The organism is Burkholderia singularis, from assembly GCF_900176645.1.
In the GTDB taxonomy this organism is placed as follows: Bacteria; Pseudomonadota; Gammaproteobacteria; order Burkholderiales; family Burkholderiaceae; genus Burkholderia; species Burkholderia singularis.
Map to the genome: position 1 here is coordinate 39,427 of NZ_FXAN01000053.1, position 20,054 is coordinate 59,480.

The 20,054-nt window shown below is 58.0% G+C and carries 31 protein-coding genes and 1 tRNA gene; 21 read left to right on the forward strand and 11 right to left on the reverse strand.

The window, feature by feature from the left end; translation table 11 throughout:
• Positions 1–86: 86 nt before the first annotated feature.
• The 5 genes from BSIN_RS26210 to BSIN_RS11445 all read right to left on the reverse strand — a co-directional run bounded on the left by BSIN_RS26210 (position 87) and on the right by BSIN_RS11445 (position 3,461).
• Positions 87–263, reverse strand: coding sequence for a hypothetical protein (locus BSIN_RS26210; RefSeq protein WP_218192418.1), 177 nt, complete (start codon positions 261–263; stop codon positions 87–89).
• Entirely contained in the window at positions 260–907 is a 648-nt protein-coding gene (locus BSIN_RS11425; protein WP_089340594.1) for a DUF6475 domain-containing protein, read from the reverse strand. The genes BSIN_RS26210 and BSIN_RS11425 overlap by 4 nt, the downstream gene beginning before the upstream one ends.
• The gene (locus tag BSIN_RS11430) at positions 904–1,710 is read right to left on the reverse strand and encodes a helix-turn-helix domain-containing protein (RefSeq protein WP_089340595.1); all 807 of its coding nucleotides are present in this window, start codon (positions 1,708–1,710) and stop codon (positions 904–906) included. Before BSIN_RS11430 ends, BSIN_RS11425 begins: the two co-directional genes overlap by 4 nt.
• Positions 1,707–2,552 carry a ParB/RepB/Spo0J family partition protein gene (locus BSIN_RS11435; protein WP_089340596.1) on the reverse strand — a complete coding sequence of 282 codons (846 nt, stop codon included), beginning with the start codon at positions 2,550–2,552 and terminating at the stop codon, positions 1,707–1,709. The genes BSIN_RS11430 and BSIN_RS11435 overlap by 4 nt, the downstream gene beginning before the upstream one ends.
• A 462-nt stretch (positions 2,553–3,014) precedes the next feature.
• Positions 3,015–3,461, reverse strand: a complete 447-nt coding sequence (locus BSIN_RS11445; protein WP_089340597.1) for a phage regulatory CII family protein — start codon at positions 3,459–3,461, stop codon at positions 3,015–3,017.
• A gap of 735 nt (positions 3,462–4,196) precedes the next feature.
• Here BSIN_RS11445 and BSIN_RS11455 point away from each other — a divergent pair.
• The 3 genes from BSIN_RS11455 to BSIN_RS11465 all read left to right on the forward strand — a co-directional run bounded on the left by BSIN_RS11455 (position 4,197) and on the right by BSIN_RS11465 (position 5,720).
• On the forward strand, positions 4,197–4,667 hold the full coding sequence (locus BSIN_RS11455) for a hypothetical protein (protein ID WP_143757414.1): 471 nt from the start codon (positions 4,197–4,199) through the stop codon (positions 4,665–4,667).
• 53 nt (positions 4,668–4,720) lie between these two features.
• Positions 4,721–5,206: a hypothetical protein gene (locus tag BSIN_RS11460; protein ID WP_089340600.1), complete on the forward strand. Its 486-nt coding sequence runs from the start codon at positions 4,721–4,723 to the stop codon at positions 5,204–5,206.
• A gap of 172 nt (positions 5,207–5,378) precedes the next feature.
• Entirely contained in the window at positions 5,379–5,720 is a 342-nt protein-coding gene (locus BSIN_RS11465) for a hypothetical protein (protein WP_089340601.1), read from the forward strand.
• Between the two features lie 10 nt (positions 5,721–5,730).
• Here BSIN_RS11465 and BSIN_RS11470 read toward each other — a convergent pair whose 3' ends face one another.
• Complete coding sequence (locus BSIN_RS11470) at positions 5,731–5,928, reverse strand: transcriptional regulator (RefSeq protein ID WP_256583756.1); 198 nt, start codon at positions 5,926–5,928, stop codon at positions 5,731–5,733.
• A 127-nt stretch (positions 5,929–6,055) separates the two neighbouring features.
• Here BSIN_RS11470 and BSIN_RS11475 point away from each other — a divergent pair, with 127 nt between their 5' ends.
• Complete coding sequence (locus BSIN_RS11475) at positions 6,056–6,457, forward strand: hypothetical protein (RefSeq protein ID WP_089340603.1); 402 nt, start codon at positions 6,056–6,058, stop codon at positions 6,455–6,457.
• Between the two features lie 694 nt (positions 6,458–7,151).
• On the opposite strand, the gene BSIN_RS11485 is transcribed toward BSIN_RS11475, so the two are convergent.
• Positions 7,152–7,490, reverse strand: coding sequence for a hypothetical protein (locus BSIN_RS11485; RefSeq protein ID WP_089340605.1), 339 nt, complete (start codon positions 7,488–7,490; stop codon positions 7,152–7,154).
• A 502-nt stretch (positions 7,491–7,992) separates the two neighbouring features.
• Between BSIN_RS11485 and BSIN_RS25315 the strand changes: the two genes are divergently transcribed.
• The 15 genes from BSIN_RS25315 (at position 7,993) to BSIN_RS11540 (ending at position 15,952) form a co-directional block, all read left to right on the forward strand.
• Positions 7,993–8,301, forward strand: coding sequence for a hypothetical protein (locus tag BSIN_RS25315; protein WP_143757415.1), 309 nt, complete (start codon positions 7,993–7,995; stop codon positions 8,299–8,301).
• A 564-nt stretch (positions 8,302–8,865) separates the two neighbouring features.
• Positions 8,866–9,066, forward strand: coding sequence for a hypothetical protein (locus tag BSIN_RS11490; RefSeq protein WP_089340606.1), 201 nt, complete (start codon positions 8,866–8,868; stop codon positions 9,064–9,066).
• 40 nt (positions 9,067–9,106) lie between these two features.
• Complete coding sequence (locus BSIN_RS26485) at positions 9,107–9,229, forward strand: hypothetical protein (protein WP_256583757.1); 123 nt, start codon at positions 9,107–9,109, stop codon at positions 9,227–9,229.
• A gap of 55 nt (positions 9,230–9,284) precedes the next feature.
• Positions 9,285–9,608 carry a hypothetical protein gene (locus tag BSIN_RS11495; RefSeq protein WP_089340607.1) on the forward strand — a complete coding sequence of 108 codons (324 nt, stop codon included), beginning with the start codon at positions 9,285–9,287 and terminating at the stop codon, positions 9,606–9,608.
• Positions 9,609–9,943: 335 nt separating this feature from the next.
• Positions 9,944–10,153, forward strand: coding sequence for a hypothetical protein (locus BSIN_RS25325; protein ID WP_143757417.1), 210 nt, complete (start codon positions 9,944–9,946; stop codon positions 10,151–10,153).
• Positions 10,154–10,437: 284 nt separating this feature from the next.
• The gene (locus tag BSIN_RS11500) at positions 10,438–11,049 is read left to right on the forward strand and encodes an Lcl C-terminal domain-containing protein (RefSeq protein ID WP_089340621.1); all 612 of its coding nucleotides are present in this window, start codon (positions 10,438–10,440) and stop codon (positions 11,047–11,049) included.
• Between the two features lie 53 nt (positions 11,050–11,102).
• Complete coding sequence (locus tag BSIN_RS11505) at positions 11,103–11,687, forward strand: Lcl C-terminal domain-containing protein (RefSeq protein ID WP_089340608.1); 585 nt, start codon at positions 11,103–11,105, stop codon at positions 11,685–11,687.
• Positions 11,688–11,823: 136 nt separating this feature from the next.
• The gene (locus BSIN_RS11510) at positions 11,824–12,183 is read left to right on the forward strand and encodes a hypothetical protein (protein WP_089340609.1); all 360 of its coding nucleotides are present in this window, start codon (positions 11,824–11,826) and stop codon (positions 12,181–12,183) included.
• 123 nt (positions 12,184–12,306) lie between these two features.
• Positions 12,307–13,044, forward strand: a complete 738-nt coding sequence (locus BSIN_RS11515) for a hypothetical protein (RefSeq protein WP_256583758.1) — start codon at positions 12,307–12,309, stop codon at positions 13,042–13,044.
• A gap of 40 nt (positions 13,045–13,084) precedes the next feature.
• The gene (locus tag BSIN_RS11520; RefSeq protein WP_089340611.1) at positions 13,085–14,272 is read left to right on the forward strand and encodes a DNA cytosine methyltransferase; all 1,188 of its coding nucleotides are present in this window, start codon (positions 13,085–13,087) and stop codon (positions 14,270–14,272) included.
• A 9-nt stretch (positions 14,273–14,281) separates the two neighbouring features.
• Positions 14,282–14,875: a hypothetical protein gene (locus BSIN_RS26110; protein WP_175581865.1), complete on the forward strand. Its 594-nt coding sequence runs from the start codon at positions 14,282–14,284 to the stop codon at positions 14,873–14,875.
• Entirely contained in the window at positions 14,872–15,111 is a 240-nt protein-coding gene (locus tag BSIN_RS11530; protein WP_143757418.1) for a hypothetical protein, read from the forward strand. Before BSIN_RS26110 ends, BSIN_RS11530 begins: the two co-directional genes overlap by 4 nt.
• A complete protein-coding gene (locus BSIN_RS11535; RefSeq protein WP_089340613.1) occupies positions 15,108–15,335 on the forward strand; it encodes a hypothetical protein in 228 nt (75 codons plus the stop codon). Before BSIN_RS11530 ends, BSIN_RS11535 begins: the two co-directional genes overlap by 4 nt.
• A complete protein-coding gene (locus tag BSIN_RS25330; RefSeq protein ID WP_143757419.1) occupies positions 15,328–15,690 on the forward strand; it encodes a hypothetical protein in 363 nt (120 codons plus the stop codon). The genes BSIN_RS11535 and BSIN_RS25330 overlap by 8 nt, the downstream gene beginning before the upstream one ends.
• 1 nt (position 15,691) lies before the next feature.
• Positions 15,692–15,952 (forward strand): pyocin activator PrtN family protein, encoded by a 261-nt coding sequence (locus BSIN_RS11540; RefSeq protein WP_089340614.1) that lies wholly within the window; start codon positions 15,692–15,694, stop codon positions 15,950–15,952.
• On the opposite strand, the gene BSIN_RS11545 is transcribed toward BSIN_RS11540, so the two are convergent.
• Positions 15,937–17,010: a site-specific integrase gene (locus BSIN_RS11545; protein WP_089340615.1), complete on the reverse strand. Its 1,074-nt coding sequence runs from the start codon at positions 17,008–17,010 to the stop codon at positions 15,937–15,939. The two genes, BSIN_RS11540 and BSIN_RS11545, sit on opposite strands and share 16 nt — an antisense overlap.
• A 175-nt stretch (positions 17,011–17,185) precedes the next feature.
• Here BSIN_RS11545 and dusA point away from each other — a divergent pair, with 175 nt between their 5' ends.
• On the forward strand, positions 17,186–18,169 hold the full coding sequence (dusA, locus tag BSIN_RS11550) for a tRNA dihydrouridine(20/20a) synthase DusA (protein WP_089340616.1): 984 nt from the start codon (positions 17,186–17,188) through the stop codon (positions 18,167–18,169).
• A gap of 75 nt (positions 18,170–18,244) precedes the next feature.
• Positions 18,245–18,320: transfer RNA gene (locus BSIN_RS11555), tRNA-His, on the forward strand.
• A gap of 281 nt (positions 18,321–18,601) precedes the next feature.
• Here the strand turns inward: BSIN_RS11555 and BSIN_RS11560 are convergent.
• From BSIN_RS11560 to BSIN_RS11570, 3 genes are all read right to left on the reverse strand, one after another.
• A complete protein-coding gene (locus BSIN_RS11560; RefSeq protein WP_059518400.1) occupies positions 18,602–18,799 on the reverse strand; it encodes a hypothetical protein in 198 nt (65 codons plus the stop codon).
• 140 nt (positions 18,800–18,939) lie between these two features.
• Positions 18,940–19,155 carry a TOBE domain-containing protein gene (locus BSIN_RS11565; RefSeq protein ID WP_059518648.1) on the reverse strand — a complete coding sequence of 72 codons (216 nt, stop codon included), beginning with the start codon at positions 19,153–19,155 and terminating at the stop codon, positions 18,940–18,942.
• 92 nt (positions 19,156–19,247) lie between these two features.
• A partial coding sequence (locus tag BSIN_RS11570) for an ATP-binding cassette domain-containing protein (protein ID WP_089340617.1) occupies positions 19,248–20,054 on the reverse strand: 807 nt, incomplete at its 5' end.

Sequence of the window (20,054 nt, forward strand, 5' to 3'; positions counted from 1 at the left end):
GGCTGGCCGCGATTCGTCTCGCACGTGCGCCGTGCCTACTGTCTTCGTGCCAGCCGGGACCACCATCGGCCAGGATGTGCGCTTCGTCATGCCTTCTCTTTGCTATCCACGTAGTTCCGTAACTCGCGGCGTGCGATTTCTGCCGCCGCCTCCCCGAAGCGCTCGCGCACCGACGCAATGAGCGCGTGCGCCTTGCCGTTCCTACCGGCCCGCGCGTCTCGGACTGCGGCCATGAACCGCTCGCGGCACTCGTCGGCAGTCATACCGCGCTGAGCATCGGCGCCGGACGGTTGGCCGCTAGTTGGGGGGCCATACGTACAAAGCCGAGCATGGGTTTGTCCAGGCCGCCGAGCATCACCTGGTGGGCTGCATGCGCATCACCAATCAGCACGGGCGGCTGGCTCTTGTGCCCGGTCCGGTTGTTCTGCGCCTCAGCAATGCCGATCAGGACGGGCAGGTATTCAGGCGATTCGCTGCGCATCTTGTAGCCGCGGTAGCGGTTGACGAACTCGTTCCGCACGAACGGCCATTCGTCCTCGCCCTTGCCGCCGACCAACACCCAACCGCCCATTTCGACGATCACCCGATGAATCAACGCGTCGTCGAAAACGACGCTGTTGTACGTTCCGCACGACCGCACCGCGCGATCAACCTTCGCCCACGCGACGAGCGCCGCATCTTGCGTCGATCCGCCCAGCATCTTCACAATGTCCGCCGGCAGCGGCATGAACTGGCCCGAGTCCGGATTGACGCTGTGACGCCCAAGCGCATCGTTGACCGCGGCGAGGTCGTAAGGCTTCATCGCGGTCCACCAGACTCCGAGTGCGAACTCCGAACAGTCGCGCTTGTAGAACGCGAACACCCCGGCGATCAGGTTCGAAAACTCTTCGTAGTCGTTCGGCGTCATGCCGCACCTCCGTTCTGAGCCTTGAATTTCTCGGCAGCCCGGCGAGCTATCTCGCGGTTTCGAGCTTCCAACGATTCCTGCTTGTTCTCGCCCCCGGTTGCGCCGCCCACAAGCGGCTTTTCGGTGCGAACCCAGTTGCGCCACGTTGCAGCCCAGTCGGTCTTGCGCCCTCTCTGCCCCGGCTGGGCTCGCCAGTGATCCGCGAACTTCTCGGCAACCTTGCGAACGTGATCGACGGTCCACGTCGGCTGCTCAGCGAGCGCCCATTCGCCCAATGCCTTGGTCAAAACCCAGTCGTCGGGTAAGCGCGTTCCGCGCGCACCAACACTGTTCCCACCGTTCTCTACTGTTCCTACTGTTCTGTGTCCCAAATTTGGGACTGTTTCCGGTGGTTTTTGGGACTGTTTCCCGTCGAAATTGGGACTGTTTCCGGTGGAATTCGGTACTGTTCCGTTTTCGGAACCGTTCCGGTTTTGGAACTGTTCCGAATTCGGGCCTGTTAATAACTCTCGCGGCCCGATCTTCACCTCCACACCGCGACCCACATTGATCACGTAGACGACGACTTGCCGAGTACGTCCGGTACGCTCGCCCGTATCCGTGATCCAGCCACCTTCCTTCAAGCGGTCGAGGTTCGCGAGCACCGTTTTGCGGTCCTGCTCGGTCCACGCGACAAGCGTCTCAACGCTCGGGTACGTGACGAAGTTCTCGTTCGCGTAGTCGGCCAGCGCCATCAGGACCGATTTCGCCGGCCCCTTGCCAACCTTCTGATGGCGCGCCCAGGTTGTCGCGTCTAAGCTCATACAGCCTCGTCGATCGACATCTGGCGAGAGTCGGCGGCGTCTACGGTCGGCGTTTCCCCATCGAGGTTGAGAACCCAGCGCAACGCCTCTGCGCGCTCGCCAGTGGCATTCGCCAGTTCGGCAGCGATCTGTTTGCGCGTGCGCATACGCGGCGCTGCGTCGCCGGTCAATGCAGCTTTCTGCGCGCGTGAACGCTCATGACCCTTCTTCCCCTCGGCCGCAGCGATAAGCGCCCTCACCTTTTCGCGCTGCCGTTCTGGCGGGAGTTTCGCGAGCCGAAGTGCATGCGTAGCAGTGATTTCGTCACTCTCAACCGCGATCCGCACCGCCTCACAGCAATCAAGAATACGAAGCTGACCGTCAACTGACTCCGGCTTGATGCCGAACGAGCGGCCAATTTCCTCATTCGTCCGGCCCTGCTGACGCATGCGCGCCATTTTCTCGGCTCGGTTGATCGGAGAATCGGCTCGACGAATCTCATTCGCGCTGACCATAATGCTTGTTAGCGCCGCCAACCCGTCGCGCCGCGGAAGCGCGGGCACTCGCCAAGGTTGCAGCCCCATCGCCACGAGACGACGATTTGCTTCGCGCGCGTTGATCACGCGACGGCGACCGTCAACGACGATTGTTTTGCCCGTTTCGACATCCTTTGTGATGGTGATGCTTTGGGTGACGCCCTCAGCCATGATGTTGAGAACAGTCGCCTCATCGAACGGCATCAACGCGCGTCGATCGAACAGCGCGTGATTCGGGTCCGTAATCAGCACCAAATCTTCCGGATCGAAATTGAGCACATTGCTCTTTCCTATGGCGCCGTATGCATCAATGGAATTCTTTGCCACGCTTCCTCCAAGGAATTCAGGCCGCCAGCACATCAGGCGGCGGATTGCGATCCGCGAAATCGGGATCGCCAAGTGATCGAACTGAACCGTCCGCGCGATGCCAGAACCAGTAACCGGCACACGTACACGCCATCAGGCGCGTGTTGCGCTCCTGCATCCACGCATCAATCGGAAATCGCGCCGGCCGCAGACATTGCATTGCGGCTGACGCATGTTCTCGTCGGGGCGCTTTTTCAGCACTCGGCGCGTCTCGCAATGGCGGCAGCGGCAGTGAAAGCGAGCCATGTCAATGGCCGCACGGCACAGAGCCGTCGAGAGACTCGCGCGCGCCACAGGACAAGCAGGTGCGCGAGTAAATGGGAGGCTTCGCTAATTGGCCGGCAAGCTCGTGCGGCAGTTCCAACGGCTGGCCGCTGCGCGTTGCAAGCTGTTCACACTCCGAGAGCAACTGGCATAGATCCATCACTGATCCTCCGCCATACCTTCAATCCGACTGACCAGGCCGAGCAGTACCTGAAAGTGCTTCCACGTGCGCTCCTTCACTCGGAGAACTTCATGCCTCTCGACACGGTTGTCTTCGAACGTGCGGATAATCTCCTTGCCAATCTCGCCATTGGTTTCCCAGGTCTTCGCCATCAGCTCGACGATCTCGCCGTCCGAACAGTTTTCCGCCGATGGAATCTTGACCAGTGCATAGCCCCGCTCCCGCGCCCACGCATCCAAGATACGATCGTCGTTCGCTACGTCCGTGATCCGCACCGCCTCCGCAAGAACCAGCTTATGCGTGTCGTTGTTCGGGTTGACCTTATTGCGAAGCATCGCGCCCGACAGACCAACACGTGGAGCAAGCGATTCACTGCCACCGGGATAGTCGTGAACAACCGCGTATGCGGCGTCAATAATGTTCATTCGATCCTCATCTGAACGTTGTTCGTTACGATAAGGACTACTAAAGTGTGTCCCTATGGTACAAACGAAAATTCGATTTTCTCAACCGCACTATGCGGGCGCGATCTACTGCATTGGGCGAGGGTTCCGAGCTTTCGTCTTAGAATTGGCAGCTCTCACACAACCATTTCTATACGGGGAACCCTCGTGACTGAATCCGAAAATCGAATCTTCAACTACCTTGTTGTTCTAGATTGCACATCGGGCCCAGCACAACTCCTGTCCGGCCTCTGCGATACCCAGTTCAGATCCGCCGAGAAGCTACATCCCGTGCTTCGGTGCATCGATCTCGATACCACCGGGCATCCTTATCTACGGGCCACGGTCCTAAGAAAGGAAGATGCGACGCGTCGAGCACTACAGGTTCCTCACTATGCCGTCCTCGCAATCTTCGAATTAGGGGACCAGGAAGACCCGCGAGCCATTGGATTCCGCGTCGACTGATACGCATATCAGCGATCTTTTTGAGCAAAGCCCTCCGTCGTATAGGAGCGCTCAGAAACTCTCGCTTGACCTGATCCACGATGCGCTGCCGGCGCTCGGCCCTGAAATCGAGCGCCGGCTGAATCAGCCAAAGAACCAGACGTGCATACAGGAGCTTCATGCGATCTCCTTCAACAGAACGACTGCCCAAACAAGGAAAATGATGTTGAGTACCAGGTCGCAAGCGGCTGTCAGCGGCGTCCGCCGAGGCATATGGCCGCTTGCAAGGCTGACGATCTCGACGCCGCTTACCGTGCCGAAAATCACAACCATTACCGCCAAGAAAACCCGCATCTCAATCACTCTCCGGGGATTAAATTGAATTCGTTAGCCACTGGACTTTTGGGTGGAATCATCGGATCTGCCATCACCGCACTCGTCGCCCTGTACAACAGTCACCGTCAACGACGCACGGAAATGGACGCGAGAGTACTCGGGGCGGCTTTCGAGTTCGCCGCCATAGAGTGGCGCGGACACATCGACAAATCCATCAGCACGGGCAATGGCTCCGTTCCGCCACCCGATACATTCCTTGTCCGCGCCATTGAAATCGCGAGGCTGGCCCACACCGGGAAAAACATCACCGCCACGGATATTCAGCGCATTAACGAGCGATCGGACAAGCTCACTGCAGAACTCTTCGCGCTCCAGCATGGCTCGGGGAGCCGAAGCAAACATGGCTGATCCGGGATGGAAATCCGCGCTCATGCAACCTCCTTCCTATATGGGTAATCCTCATGAAACTTAACCGCGAATACCAAAAAGAAGTCTTGACCGAGCTTGCTGAGATCTACCCGCATTTCGGAAACGCCGAACACGTTGGCGATGTATCCGATGAAATTCGCGCAGCAAACCTCTACTACTTGGCAGAGCACGGACTAATCACTGAGTCCGCCCAACTCAGCGTCGATAATTTGGTCTCGTATCGACCGGCTCAGATCACAAAGGATGGGATGGACTTCCTTGCGCAAGATGGGGGTCTGTCCGCGATCCTCGGCGTCGTCACCATCAAACTGCACGAAGACACAATCAAGTCGCTGATCGAAACCAAAATCATGGAATCCGATCTACCTGCCGCCGATAAGCCTCGATTCGTTGATGCGCTTCGATCGCTGCCTGCCGACGCCACAAAACACCTAACGATGAAACTACTGGACTTGGCCTTGGACCACGCGCCGACCGCACTTCACGCAGTACAAACGGCACTTCACATCGGCCCCTGACGGACTCAACCATGCGCTCGAATCGTCCCCAGCCAACATCTGGCCCGAGTTCAATCCAGAATTCGGGTGCGGCGGTAGATGACTCTATGACGACATACCCGTTCGCAAACACAATGGCATCGAAATTCAACTTCATCACGCCACCTCTTTCTGTTGAGTTAGCGGAACACCTATGACTGAAAAATCAAACATCGGAAAAACCCTTGATGGAAGGCGTGTAGCTCAGTGCTGGTACAGCGCCGCCGAGTACAGCGAGATCAAGTCCGTCATGGACGACGGTCACAAGCTGCCCGCCCGGTATGAAGACTGGCGGGCTGGTGCCGAGCAACGCGAAGACCAAGTGCGCCGGGCAGGTGGTACTCCCGTCCGCATTGCGTTCGATCTCGCAGAATTCCGACGCTTCTGTGCGCACTTCCGCGCTCCCCTCAATGCCGATACTCGCAGCAAGTTCGCCGCGCTCAAGTCGCAGATAGACGCAGAGGCTGGTTCCGATCCCGGCGCCGGGGTGCATTGACGCCGCCATGTCAGGCAACCTCCTTTTGTTGTGCGAGTTCGGGCCAAACCCTTCGGACGACATCGTCTGGAAATAAATCGGAACGCGTGACCGCGCCCGCGGTTTCCCGTTCGATCGGCCAGCCGAAGGGCACCGGCACTGGTCGCTTCTTATTTGCCCAAGCACTGATATCGGATGCGTGCGCGTTGATAGCCGAAGCCAGCTTCACGAGTCTTCCGCGCTCAGTATCAAGGTAGGTTCTCAAGTCCATACCGCGACTTTAGCGAAACGCAAAAAGTTTGTCTATAGCGTTTCGCGCATATACGACTTTAGCGTTTTGCTATTGAATGCCCATCATGAAGGACATTGACCAAATCCGTCGCGACAACCTCAAAATCATCGAAGCCGAAATGGGCGGCCCCGCCGCAGCCGCGGCTTCGATTGGTATGTCGCAATCGCAGTTCACGAATCTACGCGATGGTGCGAAAGACTCGAAGACCGGGCGAGCCCGTGGCATGCGCACGGCAACAGCCCGGAAAATTGAAGAAAATGCAAAGAAACCGCTCGGGTGGCTCGATACCGATCATTCCGCAAGCGCACCAATCGCACAAAATCCCGCCGCTCCGGCTGGATGGGATCGTTTGAATGAAGGTCAACGCGCACAAGTTGAGTCATTCATTGGCTGGCTACTTTCGCAACCAACCACGCCGAAAACTGACTTTCCATTAGGAAGCAAACGATTCGGCAAGGGCGGCTAGCGGCGTTTCATTCGTGACGCGCTTGGGCTCAAGGAAAGAATCTGGGAACAACCAATCGCGCGTAAGCAACAAGCCCAACCCATCATCGGCCACACCAATTACGGCGCCCCCATCAAGAACACACTCCCAGCGACCGTCGTAGTGAAGTTGCACCACCTCTACGGTACGCCCCACTAGCGCGTCATTTGGCGAGAAAATCACCTTCGCTTCGTCACCCGGCTTGCATCGCAATCCACCACTATTTACTTTATCGAACACCGTGGCCCTCGCTATTGACACTAATTATCTGTATATACATACAGTCTAGCCAATATTTCCGTTCTCTTTCAACCCTGTTATCTATGACAGGTAAGTGTTTAATTAATATGAGGAATTTGTAATCAGAAGCTAGAATCGGCGGGGCCAGATATAATCGCGCGACCGCGCAGTCGCAGTGATAAGCGCGAGATGCCGCTATGAACGGCGAACCGCGAGCCGGGATCGCGGAACTGAGAGACCACAAAATGAAAAAGATAATTGCAATTTTGCTTTGCGTCGCGATCGCAGCGCCCACTATCGCCCTCGCCAACCACTCAGTTCGGCCGTCCCGACGCCCTTCCCTCTGCGTTCAGCCACTCGAAGATTGTGATCATGTCGTAGGGCGTTATGGCTCGCTCCAGGTAAACTTTGTAGCACAGGTGATCCACCGGGATTTTTAGTCGCGAGCCGCGCGAACGCCAGATTCAACAATACCGCTTCCATTGACCTGGCAGGCGACCTCGTACTTCAACTCAAGGCCCAACCCGTTTTTCGCTGTGAAGGTTGAGGCCGCGATCACGCTGCCATCCGGCTGCTCAGCAACCCGCGTCCCCAAGAGAGAAAAGCTAACCGTGCTCGGATGGGTGGCTTGGGACCGAGCATAGTCTTGGCACAAGGTAATTGCCCGAACGTCCCTCTCGCGCAGCGCCCGCTTCATCAAATCATCTTCTTTATCGCCGCATGCAGTGAGCATGCCCCCCGCAATGATCGCGACTGCGATCCAGTATTTGTTCATTTTCTAGTCTCTCTTGCTCGCCCCGACTTTCTTCTGCACGGATTTGCCGACACCACTGTTGATTTCCACCGAGTCTTAACCCACCGATTTCATCTAAATCTGCCCCACCCCGAAACAGCCTAGTACATCTATTCCGGTGCGGATACCTGTCCATGATGCAATCAAGCATGCCAGCATATCGACCCGAACGGAAGAATCCGCCCGCCACAGGCGGGCTTTTTTTCGTCTGCACCCATCTCGATCGTCGCAAGCGAGCCAAAAGCAATACAAAAATTTCGCCAATTTTCGCGTTTCGCTATAGACAAACTTTTCGCGTTTCGCTAAAGTTTCTCTCAACGCAGCCCAGATCGCTGCGCCACCGCCCCGGCGAGGGGCGGCAACGTGGAGCTAAGAATGGACCAGCAGAACTGGGAACTAGTCTCGATCGCGTGCGGCAATCGGCTCATCAAGGCCAAGTACAGTGAGGGTCGCCTTGCGGGATTCGTCACCAGCATAAAGCAGGATGACAAGTTCACCCGATTTAGCCATTCGCGAATGGCTTGCCGATCACCTTGTCGGCCTTGCGGGGTTTATCAATCAACGAGATATGAGTTTCCCGACTATCGAGATCAGGGTTGTCAATGTTCAAGGCATCGGGGAAAGCGGATGCGGGACGCAGAACGACGTTGAATGTCCGACCATCGACAGTGCAAGTGAAGCGATCCCTGTCAGGTCCAAAAACGCGAGCACAACGGATGTTCATTTTGATTTTGGTCTCCTTGGTTCGTTTGCGAAGCCGGGAAGAAAATTTATTTTCTACTTCCCGTCCTGACCGTATCACGAAGCTAAGTTTTCAACCCTGAGTGGGGGCGCCTGAAGTCGGCGCGGCGACTCTAAATAGCCCGTATTGGTCTCCTTCAGTGAGTTGGTAAGAGCAGGCGTCCCCACTGAGTGCTGATTGAAATACCAAGCGCATCGGCGCGCCCCTCGAATGAGGGTGTTCTTTAACCCGACTGGAAGATGAATAGGTGCTCGGCACCCAGCCCTTGGCCTGCGCGGCTGAATGTAAAAGCGCAGAAATGACGGCCAGATGAGCTGTTTCCGCAAGGCGCCCAGCGATGAGTGGCGTGGTAACTCGTCGCGACCGCCCCCGATCCGGAGCTGGTCCGGCCAGGAGTCGCCGGACGGGGGCGTTAAACAATGTTCTCAAGAGCGCGCATTCGGCTGCGGCATCGACCGCTCCGATCAACCTACCTGCAAGCCTCACTGATTGCTGAGTGCGCGCCCTTGAGGGTTTCGACAGCGTTGATCGGACGGCATTGATTCAGTGTCGTTCGTTGAGCGTTGTTTAAGTTTCGGATTCCTAATCACAGAACCAATTCGAAGGGAAACGACTATGCAAAAGAAAGACTACTGGCGCGATGAAATGAGTGAAGACGATGCGCGCAACCTGCTCGGTTCGGACCATTTCGATTGGGCGTTGGACAAAGGCGTCGGGTATTGCGCCGGCCGCGCGTCTGGATATTGGTACGCGAACGAACCTGAGCATTACGCGGCATATCGCACGGCGGAGCGTATTGCCCGCGCTTCCGCCTAACAACCGCTCCCGCTACACGACCAATCCAACGGGAAACATCGTGAGCCAAACAGCACGCGACCTGATTGAACTGCGCCGCGACGATCCAGCGTCGCCCGAGTTGCGCCGCCTGGCGCTAAACCTTATCGCGCCAGGCGTTGCGAGTGTGCTCGGCGGCCTCTGAATCTACCCTCGAATCTGCATAGACCAAATTATCCGAGGGCAACAGGAACCTAAAAATGAATGTGATTAAGCACACGCCGGCGCAGTTCGAAGCGGTGCGCACGGCCATTACCAAATCGCTGGGGGAAGCCTACGACTGCACTCGAATCTGGTCAGCATGGAGCAACGGAACAATGCGACCGGCCGATTTTCGACTCGTCGCTAAAGACGATGCGCGCGTCGACGAAATCACAATGGCTGCACTCAATGCATCCAGGGTCGGTGAAGTCACGCATGTTCTCCATGCAGTCGTCTCGAAAGTGGTGCTGACGACGGGCATGCGTGAAGTTGTCGACGCAGTGCTCGCAAAGGCCGGCTGGCGTACACGGGGGCAATCATGATGCGCATCGCGAACGATAACGCACTGCTCGCTCGCTGTAGTCGCGCCCACGGTCGCGCCGCTCGTGCGTGCGGCATGGCTTTCGTCTACGGTGTAGCCGCTGGCTGTATCTGGTTTCTCTGTACCGCCTATCGCGCTGGAGTGATTCGATGGAATTTTTGAAAATCTGGCTCGGTGCCTTCGCGGCAGTTGTGCTCTTTCTCGGAATTTTGGCAATCCAGCGGGATCACGCCGAGAAGCTTGAGCGCGTAACAATTGGTCACTGCACATAATTCCGAACTATCCCACCTTTCATATATTGATTTATATGATAAGCATTCCTTAATAGGAGTGATCATGTCACGCAAGAAATTGACGGATGAAGAGCGCGCACAGCGGCGCGAGGCTCGTCTCGCAAAGGCCCGTGAGGTGCGCGAAGAGAAACGTCGCGAACAAGAACAACTCAAGAAAGTGATCCGCAGCGAAATAACTGCACTCGGCAGCGTTATCCCCCCCATGTGCGGGAAGGTGATGTTCATACCGTGCGCACGTGGAAAAACGCGTTAGACAGGGCTCTTCATGCGTCGGAGCGACATCTTATTTCCGTCGAGCGCCTACAGGCCGCACGGGACGAATTAAGAATTGCTGCCCACTTGTAACCCCCTCTCAGCGTCGCGCGCAATAGTGGCCCTCGGATAGCGCGACGCTTTTTATGGGCGGCTCGTAAAGCGCCCATTTTTTTGAATCGCCGATTGTTGTTGCCGCGCGGTTTCCTGGCTCTTCCGCGCGGAACTTTGAAGGCGCAACCCGTATAACGCGCTGCTTTTTAAATTTATTCAATGGATCAAACCATGAATTCCATTCTCAAGCCGAGTGCCGTTCCAACCGCCATCGGCACTCCCTGGGAAGGCGGCTTTTATGTCGGCTTGCTCAGCTTCAGTGGCGATGTGTATGCACAAGTGGTAGCTCCAAAGGCACATGGACAACTGCCCAAGACACACGAATGGGGCAAATACGGCACCGAAATTCCGGGCGCTTCCAGTTTCTTCGACGGTCTGTCCAACACGAAAGCCATGGCAGAGGCCGGCTTCGCTATCGCCGAACGCGTACTCGAACTACGCATCGGCGATTTCGATGACTGGTTCATCCCGGCACGCGATCAACTTGAGCTTGCTTGTCGCGGACTCAAACCGACTTCCGAAGATAACTATGTTTGGCGCAATGGCGATAACCCAAGCAGCCTGCCGCCAGGTTATCCGTACACGATTCACCTGCCGGGCCAAACTGAGGTCGAGTTGTTTCGCGAGGGCGGCGCTGAAGCATTCGACGATGACTGGTATTGGGCCAGCACGCAGTACTCGGCCTACGGCGCCTGGAACCAGGACTTCGGTGATGGTCGCCAGGGCTCCGCGAGCAAAGACGACAAGGGTCGCGTCCGAGCCTTCCGCAGCATCAAACTTTAATCATTCAATCATTTCGACGGCATTGACCGAGCGATCACATCCAAGAGGATCAGATGAGCGAAATCACCATTCCGTTTCACGGCGGCAAGCTGGTTGTGCCGCAAGAACAGGCTGCGCGCGCGTGGCTTGACAAGGTGCTCGGTGCGACGAATAACGCGCCGACTAAGGAGTTCGGCAGCGTACCGCGCTTGGGCGATTATTGGGAAGGCCAAGGTGGCATCTATGTCGGGGTAATGCCGACCGAGAGCGGCGGCTTCGCGCATCGTATTGTGTCGATTGACGAGGCCGAGAACCTCGAATACGGCGGCTATGACCACACAACGGCGGATGCGAACAGCAAACTCGACGGTGCCGCAAATACACGGGCACTCGTCGCCGACTCGAAGAGCCATCCAGCGGCCGAATGGTGCGCCGAATATATGAAAGACGGTCACAGCGATTTCTATCTGCCGGCACAACGTGAATTATCGCTGGCCTGGGCGACGGTCGCGCAGATATTTGGGCCGTATTGGTATTGGTCATCTACGCAGTACTCGGCCAACTACGCCTGGCCCCAGGACTTCGATGTCGGTTACCAGGGCACCGCGGACAAGGGCACCAAGGGTCGCGTCCGAGCCTTCCGCAGATTGAGTTTTTAACTATTTAGTCATTCAACATGGCGCTCCATAACGATCTGCCGATTTACAGAGATGCGCTTGATTTGACATGCGAATCAAGTCGTCTCGTGGCTCATATTCCGAGAAACCACCGTTTTGAATTTATTTAGGAGAAGTCATGCAACAAATCCAATTACCGCCGCTTGCTGAAGGTCAGACCTATCTCTACGGCCGCATCAACAAGAGTGGAGATGTCGAGCATACCGTGCTCATCGCCGTGAACGATGAACGCCTGCCGCGTGAGTTGCAGCGCGAATGGGCGAAGAGTGTCGGGGGCATTCTGTTCAACCGTATCGATGCACTGATCATCTACAACGAATACCGCGATCTCGTGAAATCTGGGGCGTACTGGACGGACGATGATGTTGAGTGGGACTCCGCCTCCGCCTGGTTCCAGACCGGCAACAACGGCTACCAGGGCACCAGCCCCAAGAGCGTCGGGCTCCGCGGGCTCGCCGTCAGCAGATTCACTGCTTGATTCATTCAACATGGCGCTTCATAACGTAACCGCCGACGTGTACGACGCGCTCGTGGACTGCTGTTCGACCGACAAACTGATTATTCAAAACTGAACGTGCCAAACGCGTATCGCGCGCGAGCGGTGCGGACGACGTTGAGGCCGAACATTAAACAGGATTCCGACATGAAGCTGACCATTGAAGATCTCGACAACATCATGCTCAACCATGGCGCACACAGCTCGCCCGAGTCCGGGCATTGTTTGCTCGAGGTCGTCTCGCTCTTTGCTGGCGAGGATTTTGGCGACTCGCCCAAATGCGTCGATCCAATCCTCGCGCAGTTCGGAAGATCGTGGAATGACGGCATGCGATCGGATGACGAACGCGCGCAGTTAAAGGTGTACATCACCCGTCTTCCGGGCACGAACAAAGGCCCCGACTTGTCGCAAAAGCGCGGCTGGATGGCGATGGACTGGCTCATTCGCACATACGCGGCTGCGTGGCTGGCGCTGAATCCCGGATTGGCCCATCACGCTGACGCGCTGAAAGCGTTACCGCCGATCGTTTGCGTGGCCGATCTGCGCGCGGCTCAGCCGAAACTTGATGCTGCCAAGAGAGACGCGGCCGCCGCACGGGCCGCCGCATGGGACGCCGCATGGGACGCCGCACGGGCCGCCGCATGGGACGCCGCATGGGACGCCGCATGGGACGCCGCACGGGCCGCCGCACGGGACGCCGCAGGGGACGCCGCACGGGACGCCGCAGGGGACGCCGCATTGGCCGCCGCACGGGCCGCCGCATGTACGAAGCTTGAACCCACCGTCCAGCAACTCCAAGCCAGCGCACACGACCTCTTTTCGCGAATGATCGACGCGGAGTAACAGCCATTGAGGCTGACCATTTAACAGAGGATGCGCGACCGTGGCCGCGTACTACAACGAGCTCGACCCATACGCCGCGCAATGGCTGCGCAACCTGATTGCCGCCGGGCACATCGCACCCGGTGATGTTGACGAAAGGAGCATTGAGGATGTCCGACCTGATGACCTGCGAGCCTACGACCAGTGCCATTTCTTCGCCGGAATCGGCGTTTGGTCGTATGCCCTTCGGCGCGCCGGATGGCCAGAGGATCGACCTGTTTGGACTGGTTCCTGTCCGTGCCAACCTTTCTCCGCGGCAGGCAAAGGACTTGGGTTTGATGACGAGCGGCACCTGTGGCCTGCGTGGCACTGGCTCATCGGCGAGTGCCGCCCTTCAGTCATCTTTGGAGAACAGGTTGCGAGCAAGGGTGTCGAGCCTTGGATCGACCTTGTACACGCTGACATGGAAGCGTTGGAATACGCCTTCGGGTGTATCCCGTTTCCGTCTGCGGGCGTCGGTGCTCCGCACATCCGCGACCGGGCGTACTGGATGGCCTACGCCGACCACGCGCGATCACAAAGACGGCGCGGAATGCGCGAACGTGCCGCTGAACGCGCTGCTCGGCAGAGTGGCGTGGCTGGCCGGCTGGCCGAGCACCACGAGCACAGACGCACTGCGCAAACCGTCGCACAACTTCACGACGACCAATATCACGCTCAACCATGCAGCGGTTCTCGCGGGGTGGCCGACGCCGACAGCAGCGCTCGCCGACAAGGGCGTTCGATCGACGGAGGGCGGGATTCGCGAAGCGATGCGCTCGCGCAGTCCGGATTTGGCGGCGATGGCTTGCCTATCGAGTTGGCCGACGCCACAGGCATCGGATTCGACGGGCGGCGGTCAAGTGAAACGGGCGATGGGCGAGACGCGGCACGGATCGAATCTGAACGACTTCGTTTTGTTGGTCGCGACGAACCGGCCGGCCCGACTAACGGTTTCTGGCGAGCTGCTGACTGGCTGCTCTGCCGGGATGAAAAGTGGCGGCCAGTTGAACCCGGCTCATTCCCGTTGGTTGATGGGTCTGCCGGTCGCTTGGGACGAGTGCGCGCCGATCAAGAACGCCTCACCGCGCTTCTCCCACGCAAAGACCAAGGCAGCCGACAAGGCCGACTCCGGGGATACGGAAACGCGATCAACGCCGAAGCGGCGACGCAGTTCATCCTCGCCGCGCGCGAGTACCTGAACTATTGAGAGACCACCATGAAAGAAACGAACAGCAATACCGAACCAAAGCGCACTGTTTGGAGCTGTGACGACGAGACTTTCAATTACGACACGCTCGCCGAGTTGCTCGATACGTTTTTTGATAAACCAGAGGTTGGCGATGTCGTCTTCGTTGGTGAAGTCGAGCCAATTCCTTCGATGCACCTGTGCGACGCAGACGACGTAATCGACTTGATGGGCGAACGCGCATACGACGAAGTCGGCGAGTACGCCGATGGGTATCCGGACGTCACGTCGGAAGCGAAGGCAGAACTCAACGCGCTGCTGGCCCGCTGGATCGAAAAGCACGCGAAACCGATTTTGTCGCGCGAGCAAGTACTTGAGATCGCATCCGACTTCAGCGTATGGAATGAAGACGGGGATGCCATCTACGACAAGATTGGCTTCGCTCTCGCCATCGAAGCCGCCGTGTTGGAGAAGGTTTGCGGGGAGCCGGCTGCACACATGTTCCCGAGCGATCTGGAGCGCTTCAAAACGAATGAGACGTTCGCTCACGCGTACTCAGTTGCAGTCGGCAATCCTGACGAGCACAGCGTTCCGCTCTACGCCTCCCACCGGAGCAAGCCATGAGCCGATGTTTGCTGCATAAAACGAAGCTTGAATCATTCAAGTCATGGATGACAGAGACTGGAATTGAGCATCGTCCCGGACGCGGAGATTTCCAGATTTTGCAGATCAAGACAAAAAACGGCCAGTGGCAATGCATATTCGACCGCATCGAAGCGCCTGAGCATTACACCGTTGCGTGGCCGCTTGAGCCTATCGTGCGGCGATTCATTCGGGCCAACAAGGAGAGCAAGCCATGAAGATCACCGATGACATGCTGACGGAATGGTTTCCAGCGTCGATTAATCCGGTTCACGAAGGCGAATATGAGACACGTGCACTTACAGCAAGTGGATTGCGACGCAAATTTATAGATGGCCAATGGTGGTATTTTTCAAGACATAATGGCCGATGGTATTTATCTGAATTCAAAAAATTTCCCGACGCTGAATGGCGTGGTTTGAAGGAGCCATACCGTGACTGAGTATCAGATCAGGGATTCAATCATCCAGGAATGTGTAAATATATGTGATGAGTTGGTACAAGCCTGGAATCAAGAGCTGCTCGCCTCAACGCACGGCGATGGAAGAGAGCATCACATGGCGGAAGCAGTCGATCGATGCGCGGAAAGAATTCTTGCGCTTAAGGCGGCCGGCAATGCCGTCGCGCAAACCAGTCATCGAACCGTGCTCGACACGGACGCGATTATCGAGGAATGCGCGAAGGTTTGTGATGCCCGATATATGGGCAACAACAATCGCGAAGACATGGAAGCGCGTCGATGTGCGGAAGCTATCCGCGCCATCAAAACTGCATCCAATAGTGGGAAGGGAAAGTGAAATGAAGACGGTGTTTTTGCTTTTAGCCCAATACGACGGTCGCGCAGTCATTCCGATCGAGATCGTATGCCGAGACTATTTCGCACCGCTCACCATCACGACGCTGCTTCGCAAGATCGGCGCTGGCGAGATTGCGCTTCCGCTGGTCCGAATGGAGATATCGCAAAAAGGCGCAAAAGGTGTTCATATCGAAGATCTCGCTGCCTACATCGACAGGCGGCGCGCCGCAGCGCTTAAGGAGCGCGATCAGCTTTGTTGCTGAGGCGCGAGGATATCCAGCCACTTCCAACCAGCCCATCTGTCGCCAGTGTGGCGCAGATGCGTATAACGCTTCAGCGACGTCCAGCTACGATGCCCCGTGACAGCCGCGACGTGCGGAATGTTCATCCCCATTTCGAAGAGCCGAGACGTGCCTTCGTGACGAAGGTCATGGAAGCAGAGATCTTCGATCGCGAGGAACTTGCACGCCTTCGTGAAGCTAGCGCTGATCGATCGATGGTTGTACGGGAAGATTCGGCCAGATTCGGGCCGTACCTTTTCGACGATGCGTGCGGCCTCAAGCGGCAGATCGCACCAAGTATCGTTGCCGATTTTTTGGCCTGGATGCTTCATATCTCGAACGAGCACGCGATCGCGCTCGTAGTCCTCGATCCGAATCGTCGTGACCTCTTCCTGTCGCCGCGTCGAAAATAGCGCAAAAACGATAATCTCCCGCATCGGGATTTCCGCGCGCGCTCGCTTCTCCATATCCGTGTAATAGGCCAAGATTCGATCGAGTTCACCCAGGGTCGGTCGCCGGTCGCGCTGCTTCGATTTCGAAGTAGCGCCGAGGCGTTTGAGGACAGCCAGAGCGTCATCGAGCGCTCTTTCGTCTAATGGATAGTGCCATGCCGGCCGTGCGATTCTAACAACCGAACTCAGGTGCGACATGTAGTTGCCCGCCGTCTGCGGCTTAACCTTGAGTCCTTGCGCGAACACCACGTAATCGGCACTGGTAATCTGAGAGCAGCGGCGCTCCCCTATCGACGATTCCGAAATGGTCCGGAGAACCTGCTCCTTCGTGCGCCCGATTGTTCGTTTCGATTCGCGCGTATAGCGACCGATTACTTCGGACAGTAGCGGGTCTTCCTGCCTAGCCGTCTCGAGTGCACCAGGCTGCGAAAGCTCCCGTTCGCGCTTCTCGTTCCACGCACGCGCCGCAGCTTCCCGATCGAATGTGCGCGCCTCGGTAAAGATCACGCGGCCGCGTTCCTTCCGCCTGATTTGGACGGTGTACCCTATACTTCCATCCTTGCGTTTTCTGGGGGTGATAGTGCCCATGGCCTTCGAGTGCTACGCGCGAAAAATTGGAGCTACATCGTAGCACCAGACCGCGAAAACCAGCAAAAATCACCTAAAACGACATAGAATCACGCAGGCTAGAACATAGTGTAAAACCTTGATATCTCAGAATTTTTCAATCAAATCAACGTCTCGCCGCGTATCGGTTGCGCCGATGATGGACTGGACCGACCGCCATTGCCGTTCGTTTCATCGGATGATCTCGCGCCATACGTGGCTTTATACGGAAATGGTGACGACAGGCGCATTGATTCACGGCGACGTCGCGCGTCACTTGGCGTTCACCCCCGAGGAAGCGCCGGTCGCGTTGCAATTGGGCGGCAGCGAACCGGCCGATCTCGCGCATTCGGCAAAACTCGGCGAGCGCTGGGGGTACGACGAAATCAACTTGAACTGCGGTTGCCCGTCCGAGCGGGTGCAGCGCGGTGCATTCGGCGCGTGCTTGATGAACGAGCCGCAACTCGTCGCGCAATGCGTGAAGGCGATGCGCGATGCCGTGTCGATCCCGGTAACGGTCAAGCACCGGATCGGCGTGGACGCGGTCGAAGATTATGGGTTCGTGCGCGACTTTGTCGGCACGGTCGCGTCGGCCGGCTGCGACGTATTTATCGTCCATGCACGCAATGCGATCCTGAAAGGCTTGTCGCCGAAGGAAAATCGCGAGATTCCGCCGCTCAAGTACGACTACGCCTATCGCTTGAAACGCGACTTTCCGCAACTCGAGATCATCATCAACGGCGGCATCACGACGCTCGACGAAGTCGAGCAACATTTGCAGCACGTCGATGGCGTGATGCTCGGACGCGAGGCGTATCACAATCCTTACGTGCTCGCGGACGTCGACGCACGCTTCTATCGCGCCGGCTCTGCCGCGCCAACGCGCGATGAAGTCCAAGCGCGGCTCATCGAATACTGCGCGGCCGAACTTGCGCGCGGCACTTATCTCGGCGCGATCATCCGGCACGCGCTGGGGTTATATCGTGGCGCCGCCGGTGCGCGCGGCTGGCGCCGCGTGCTATCGGACAATAAGCGGCTGGCACGCGGCGATCTGTCGATTTTCGATGAAGCGCGCGCGCACCTGAATGCGGCGAATGCGGGCAAAGACGAGTTTTTTGAAAAAAGGGCTTTGCAAGATTAAACGGAGTTTGTATAATCTCGCTTCTTCGCTGATGAGTTCTTCCGACGAGTCAGATGAAGAGGCAGCAAGCAAGTGGTGGCTGTAGCTCAGTTGGTAGAGTCCAGGATTGTGATTCCTGTTGTCGTGGGTTCGAGTCCCATCAGCCACCCCAAAAGATTCAAGCACTTGGCATCGGAATGCTGAATAGATGAACAGTGCGAAAATTCCCGAATGGGAATAAAAAAAAGCCCGCCACCTGAGCGGGCTTTTTTACGTCCTGACGCGTTGCCCGCATTCGCTACGCCGCGCCCGAGCCAAGCCACATACCTCCGGCATCGAGCAGCGGCCCAGTCGAAAGCCATCGTAATCGACCATCGAATGCGATGCCGGCGCAATACGATCCGCGCATTCGCCAATGCGCGCAGCCATCAGCGATCGCCGCCCGTTCAGCGATCAATCGTATGCGTCGGACAAATAAGCGCTGCCGTCGTCGGTGATGTCCGCCCTGTCGGGGCCGCTCAAATAAACGAATCCGTCGTTCAGCAATTCCTCGAGCGCGGGCCGGAAGGCCGCCGGCAGCGGCCGACCGGAGCCGAACTGATCGATCCATTTCAGCGCTTCGATCGCCTCGGGACTCAGGATGGGGAACATAGGCCGCCTCCGCCAGGTTCGCCTCATCCTAACACTCCACAAGTGCCTGGAAAACAGCGAAAACCATGCTTCGGCGGCCCAACAGCGGCCATGGGGGAAATCTCGCCCGACGCGCAGTCGAAGCCCGATTTCCGCGCCGTTCAGAGGCGCGCGATCGACACTTCCGTCGACTTGACGAGCGCCACCACCTCGGTGCCCACCTTCAGTTCCAGTTCGTCGACCGAGCGCGTCGTGATGACCGACGTGACGATGCCGAACGGCGTATCGACATCGACCTCGGATACAACCGGCCCCCGAATGATTTCCTTCACTTTGCCGCGGAATTGATTACGCACGTTGATTGCGGTAATGCTCATCGAGTATTGCTCCGAAAGATTCGTTTGATGGAGAACAGGCTTCGTTGATCTGATCGGCACGCTCGCGCCCGATGGGCCGCGCCGCGCCATCGTCATACCGCCCAGCGCAGGGTGCCTGCCCTGCGCACGGCCGCGTCGCCGCCCGGATTGGGCGGCGACGTCTGCGCTCCGGCGGTGGTGTCGCCGCCCGTCAGCACGCGCTGCAGCACGCGCTCCTCAAGCGCGGCGAAGGCGGTCGACGCGCGTGCGCGCGGCCGGGCAAGCGGCACCCGCTGATCGAGCGCGACCCTGCCCGCCTCGATCAGCAAAACCCGGTCGGCGAGCGCCACCGCCTCCTGCACGTCGTGCGTGACGAGCAGCGCGGTGAAGCGATGCTCGCGCCACAAGCGCTCGATGAGCGCATGCATCTCGATGCGCGTGAGCGCGTCGAGCGCGCCGAGCGGCTCGTCGAGCAGCAGCAGTTGCGGCCGGTGCACGAGTGCACGCGCGAGCGCGACGCGCTGCCGCTGGCCGCCGGACAACTGCGCGGGCCAATCGTTTGCGCGCGAGAGAAGCCCGACTTCGTCGAGCACCGCGCGCGCCTCGTCCTTCGCGCGCCGGCCTAGGCCGAGCATCACGTTCTGCAGCACGGTTTTCCAGGGCAGCAGGCGCGCGTCCTGATACATGATCCGCGTATCCAGCGCGTGCTCCGCGCCGCGCCGGCCACGCTTGACGAGCGTGCCGGCGCTCGGCGCCTCGAGTTCCGCGACAAGACGCAGCAACGTCGATTTCCCGCAGCCGCTACGGCCCACGATCGCGACAAACTCGCCGTGCTCGATCGACAAATCGATGTCCGACAGCACGGCCCGTTCGCCATACCGCTTGCCTACGCGCCGCAATTGCACCGCCGCGGCATCGGC